We start from the raw sequence: 4516 nt of genomic DNA on the forward strand, positions 1-4516 counted from the left end.
CAAGAAAAGGTGGGTGGGGTTGTCCGTGCGGCCGGTCGCCGACGGTTTCCCCGATGCGCCGGTGGATGGCGGGCACAGGGACCGTAACTTGATCGTTTACCGGTCAGCAACCGAAACCCGTAAACAGTCATGAAAACATGCGCAGTGATGTATGTCACTGGGAATATCGCTGGCTGTCCGTGCCGATCAGGAGTTACCCCTGGAAACGCAACCGGAAATGCTACCCAGGGAGCGTCGAATGCCATCGAACAATGCGGACACCGCGACGGCGGATACGACACGGGTGTTGACCGCGCTCGTGGACGGCCCGCTGTCCGCCCCCGACATCGCCACCCGCACCGGCATCGAGGTGCGCACCGTGCGGAACCTGTTGGCCTCCCTCGCCGACGCGGGGCGCATCCGCCAGCTTCCCCCCGAGCCCACCCCCGGCCGGGCCGGACGGCACGCCGCCCGCTGGGCCCTGCCGGCCACCGGGACCACGGACCGCCCGGCACGCGGCGAGCCCGAGGGCGCCTCCCCGGCACCCGCTCCCGAGACCTCCACCCCGGACCCGGACACCACCGCCCCGACCACCCCCGAGGCGGATCCGGCGATCGGCGGCGCGGACAGCCCGGCCGACGACGAGACGGACGACGAGCCCGACCGCACGACGTCCCCCGACCCCGCCACCCCGGACCCGGACACCACCGCCCCGACAACCCCCGAGGCGGATCCGGCGATCGGCGGCGCGGACAGCCCGGCCGACGACGAGACGGACCACCCGGCCGCCGACCTCCCGACCGTCTCCGAGCCGACCTCGGAGCCGCAGACCGGAGCGGAGGAGCCGCTCGACGGCGGTCCCGACGACACACCGACCGGCGCGGACGCCGCCGTCGCCCCGACGACGGCGCACCTGGACGCGGCGACCGGCAGCGCGGACGGCGGTCCCGGGGACGTGGCGTCCCCCGACCCCGCCACCGTGCCCGAGCCCGCCGCCGTGTCCGCGCCGGTGTGCGCGGCGTTGGCCTGCCCGCTCGCGGCCTGCCCGGCCCGGACGGGCGTCACACCGCCGGCCCCGCGTCGCCGCGCCCGGGCCCCGCGCGCGGCCACCGGCACAGCGCAGCTCAACGCGAGCGGATCGGTACGGCTGCGGCCCGGCCAGCTCGGCGGGCTCATCGGCGACCTGCTGCGAGACAACCCGACGGCGCAGCTGTCCTCCGGGGAGATCGCCCGCGAGCTGGAGCGCTCCAGCGGCGCGGTCGCCGCCGCCATGCCCGGCCTGATCAACGCCGGACGCGTCCGGCAGGTCAACCCCGGCGAACGGCCGGCCCGCTACCAGACGACCGGGAAGAGCTGACGGCCATGCCCGCGCCCCGCACCGCAGCCGCCATCAATACCGCGCTCCTCGACGCGGTCGCCCGCAGCCAGACCTGGCTGACCAGCGTCCTCGACCACGTCGGCTGGTGCGACGCCCTTCCCCCCTGGCCGAGGACGATCCTGACCGCACCGGCCGACATCTACCTCCTGCAGGCCCACGCCCTCGCCGTCCACTACCAGATCCTCGCGTCGGCGTGCCCGTGCCACCGTGGCTGGCGCGGGGAGATCACCACGGAGGCCATCCTGCGGTGGCGGATGGTCGTGGACCACGCGATCTCCTTCGCGGTGCTTTGCCCGTCCGGCAGGACCGAGGACCTGCACGCCTACCGCGACCGGTACCGCGCCGTGGAAGCCGCGTTCCGTCACTGGGTCGGCGTCGTCGTCAACGGCTAGCCGCCCCCAGACCCGCCAGCCCCGGGGGCCGCGACGCCAGCGGCCCCTCACCGCCCTCTGCGGCGGGGGTTCCCATCCGCCCGGAACGGAGCCCCCGCCGCGCCACGCCCATCACCGCTGCGGACTTCGAAGGCGACACCATGCTGCACGATCTGATACGCACGATCGCCCGCGAACTGGGCCCATCCTGGACCGCGAGCATCCAGTCCACGGACACCTTCTCCCTGCACACCCCCGACCTGGATTTCCTCCGGATCCGCCACGACCCACGCGGCGACCGGCTCACTGTCGACGGCGCCGCCGTCGGTGGCCTCGGCCCACACTGGCCCCGCACGGGCCGAGGCCCGCTCCACCACCGCATCACCATCAGCGCAGGTAAAACCCCGGCGCGTATCGCCGGCGAGATCAACCGCCGGCTCCTTCCCGACTACCGGGCCGCCCGCGCGATCGCCGCCACCAGCCTCGAGGCAGCCAGACGTGAACACACGGAGGCGACGAGGGCCATCACCTCGGTCACACGGCTGCTGGGCGGCACGGTCGAGGACCGCACCATCCGTGTGGACGGGCCACCCAGCCACCTCACCGGCACGATCACCATCGCCGACGGCGACATCGCCCTGCGCCTACGACTGCCGGCCCACCACGCCACGAGCCTCGCCCAGGCGCTACGGCGCTTCCGCGCCGCGCACTGACATCCCCGTCGGCCGGGCCGCCACGGCCCGGCCGGCCTCCACCCCCGGGAGGCACCCACGATGCATCCACGCACCTCGACCCGCGCACGCCTGCGGCGCATGCTGACCCGCCGACGGACAAGGACGAGCAGGCCCATGCTGGGAATCGCGTTCCTCGCCGTCACGATGGTGGTCTGCTACTCGACGATCGCCTGCGCCGCCGCGGCGGTGCTGTGGATCCTCGTCTGCGCAGCGCTGGACAGAGCGGATCGTCGCCGAGGACAGGGCGACACACGCGCGCATGCCACCAGCAGGGATCGCACCCGCACACGGCATGGACGCGGCGCGGTCAGGTCCGGTTCCCCTCGGCATCGCGCGAGCTCGCCAGCAGACGCCAGAAGCCCGCGTCGCGCTCGAAGCTCTCGACCGGCAGGGTGAGCCCGGGCAGGTGGAGCTCGGGGAGGTCGGCTAGGGACGGGTGGAGTGTCGGGTCTCGCAGCGCGTGCGCGACCAGCCAGACCGTGGGGTCGGCGAGGGGGTGGGTGCGGTTGCGGTCGGCGGAGTCCGCGAGCAGACCCAGAACCCGTCCGACGATCTCGTCGACCAGGCCCTGGTCGGCGTGGGGCATGTCCGCGCCGACGCGGACCGCGAGCGCGGCCCGCAGGCGCTCGAGGAAACGTGCCGGCTCGGCCCGGTTGTCCTGGGCGGTCATGCCTGCCTGCCGGATCTGGTCCCCGCCGGGGCCTGCGGCGCGGATGATCCGCGCCGGTGAGGTGCGCTCATGTCGGTGTCTCCGTGGGCTCGGGATAGCGGCCGGATGAGTCGGCGGGGTCGGCGGTGCGGTGGGACCGGTCGGACGGAGCACGGCGGCAGCCGCGACGTTGATACGCCACCGGGCGGCGCTGAGGTCTGCCGGGGCGGTGGTGTCGTAGGCGTCGACGGCCTGGCATAGGGCGTGCCAGGCAGCGCCGTCGGGGTCGATCGGCGGATCGAAGAACAGCAACGCGGCGAGGACCCGCTCCGGTGGCAGTTCCGTGCGCATGCGAGCGAGCAGGACGACGGGCCGCAGGTGCTCGGGTACGGCGTTCACCGGCCGGCACCTCCCGGTCGGACCGGGCCCACGCCCGCCGGGTCACCTCGACCTCGCGCGACGTCCGGGGGACGGTGCCAGTCATCCAGCGCACGCAGCCCGTCGACCACCCGCTGGAGCAGGGCGAGATCGTCGGCCGCCCCGAGGGGCAGCACGGGGATCTGACGAGGCAGGGGCCCGCGTCGCGCCAGCGTGTCCGCGTGCCCGACGGGGCGCAGCGCCGGGATGTGCGCGGGCAGCTGGGCCCACACCACCTTGCCTCCGCCACGCGTCCGGTACCACGCCGTGCGGGTGCTCAGCGCGGCGACGATGGCCAGCCCACGTCCCCCCTCGGCATCGGCATCGGCGGCGTCGGACGCCGGGCCGTCGGCGGGTACAGGCGGAAGATCACTGCCGTCCCACACCTCGATCACGAGCCCGGCGCCCAAGGTGAGGCGTAGCGCGACGTGCCCGTCGGCGGCGCGCTGCGCGTTCGTGATCAGCTCGGAGACGATCAGGCCGGCGCTGTCGCGGGCCGCCTCGTCGACCGCCCACCGCCGCAACGTCGCCGCCGCCATATGCCGTGCCGCCGGTACCGACGCGGCCCCGGCGGGAAACGTGTCGAACGCGACGCAGGTCACCGGCCCGCACTCCCCGCCGTGATCATCAGTATCGCCCGCCCTCCGCACTCGATCACTTACGCCAGCGATTGCCACTATGCGCCATGCACCAAGCAGACGCAATACGCAGAATGCAAAGAGCAGAAATCTCTGGCAGAGTGCTTGAGAGGCTGATCGGCTGGCAGACTGTGCGCGGGGATCTCCCGGCGATGCGGAGGTACGCGTGATGGACAGCGAGGCGGCCGGCGGCGTCACGGCCCTACGGATGATCCTCGGCCGCCAGCTCCAGGACCTTCGCGAGAAGGCGGGCCTGACCTATGAGCAGGCAGCCGAGGCGATCTACGCCTCGCACTGGACGATCCGCCGGATGGAACGCGGCGAGTCTCTCAAACTCAACAGCGTCAAGG

6 protein-coding genes are annotated in these 4516 nt (G+C 73.3%); 4 read left to right on the forward strand and 2 right to left on the reverse strand.

Going from position 1 to position 4516, the window contains the following annotated elements:
• Nucleotides 1-238 precede the first annotated feature (238 nt).
• From FF36_RS30985 to FF36_RS30995, 3 genes are all read left to right on the forward strand, one after another.
• On the forward strand, nt 239-1336 hold the full coding sequence (locus tag FF36_RS30985) for a winged helix-turn-helix domain-containing protein (RefSeq protein ID WP_128423454.1): 1098 nt from the start codon (nt 239-241) through the stop codon (nt 1334-1336).
• 5 nt (nt 1337-1341) lie between these two features.
• Nucleotides 1342-1749 carry a hypothetical protein gene (locus FF36_RS30990; RefSeq protein ID WP_044888764.1) on the forward strand — a complete coding sequence of 136 codons (408 nt, stop codon included), beginning with the start codon at nt 1342-1344 and terminating at the stop codon, nt 1747-1749.
• Between the two features lie 140 nt (nt 1750-1889).
• On the forward strand, nt 1890-2441 hold the full coding sequence (locus tag FF36_RS30995) for a hypothetical protein (RefSeq protein ID WP_044888765.1): 552 nt from the start codon (nt 1890-1892) through the stop codon (nt 2439-2441).
• Nucleotides 2442-2769: 328 nt separating this feature from the next.
• On the opposite strand, the gene FF36_RS39755 is transcribed toward FF36_RS30995, so the two are convergent.
• Nucleotides 2770-3510, reverse strand: coding sequence for a hypothetical protein (locus FF36_RS39755; RefSeq protein WP_242419249.1), 741 nt, complete (start codon nt 3508-3510; stop codon nt 2770-2772).
• Nucleotides 3507-4130, reverse strand: coding sequence for an ATP-binding protein (locus FF36_RS31950; protein ID WP_052681680.1), 624 nt, complete (start codon nt 4128-4130; stop codon nt 3507-3509). Before FF36_RS31950 ends, FF36_RS39755 begins: the two co-directional genes overlap by 4 nt.
• A 205-nt stretch (nt 4131-4335) precedes the next feature.
• On the opposite strand from FF36_RS31950, the gene FF36_RS31015 reads away from it, so the two are divergent.
• On the forward strand, nt 4336-4516 hold a 181-nt coding region (locus FF36_RS31015; RefSeq protein WP_044888766.1), incomplete at its 3' end, for a helix-turn-helix domain-containing protein.

Source organism: Frankia torreyi, assembly GCF_000948395.1.
Lineage (GTDB): Bacteria > Actinomycetota > Actinomycetes > Frankiales > Frankiaceae > Frankia > Frankia torreyi.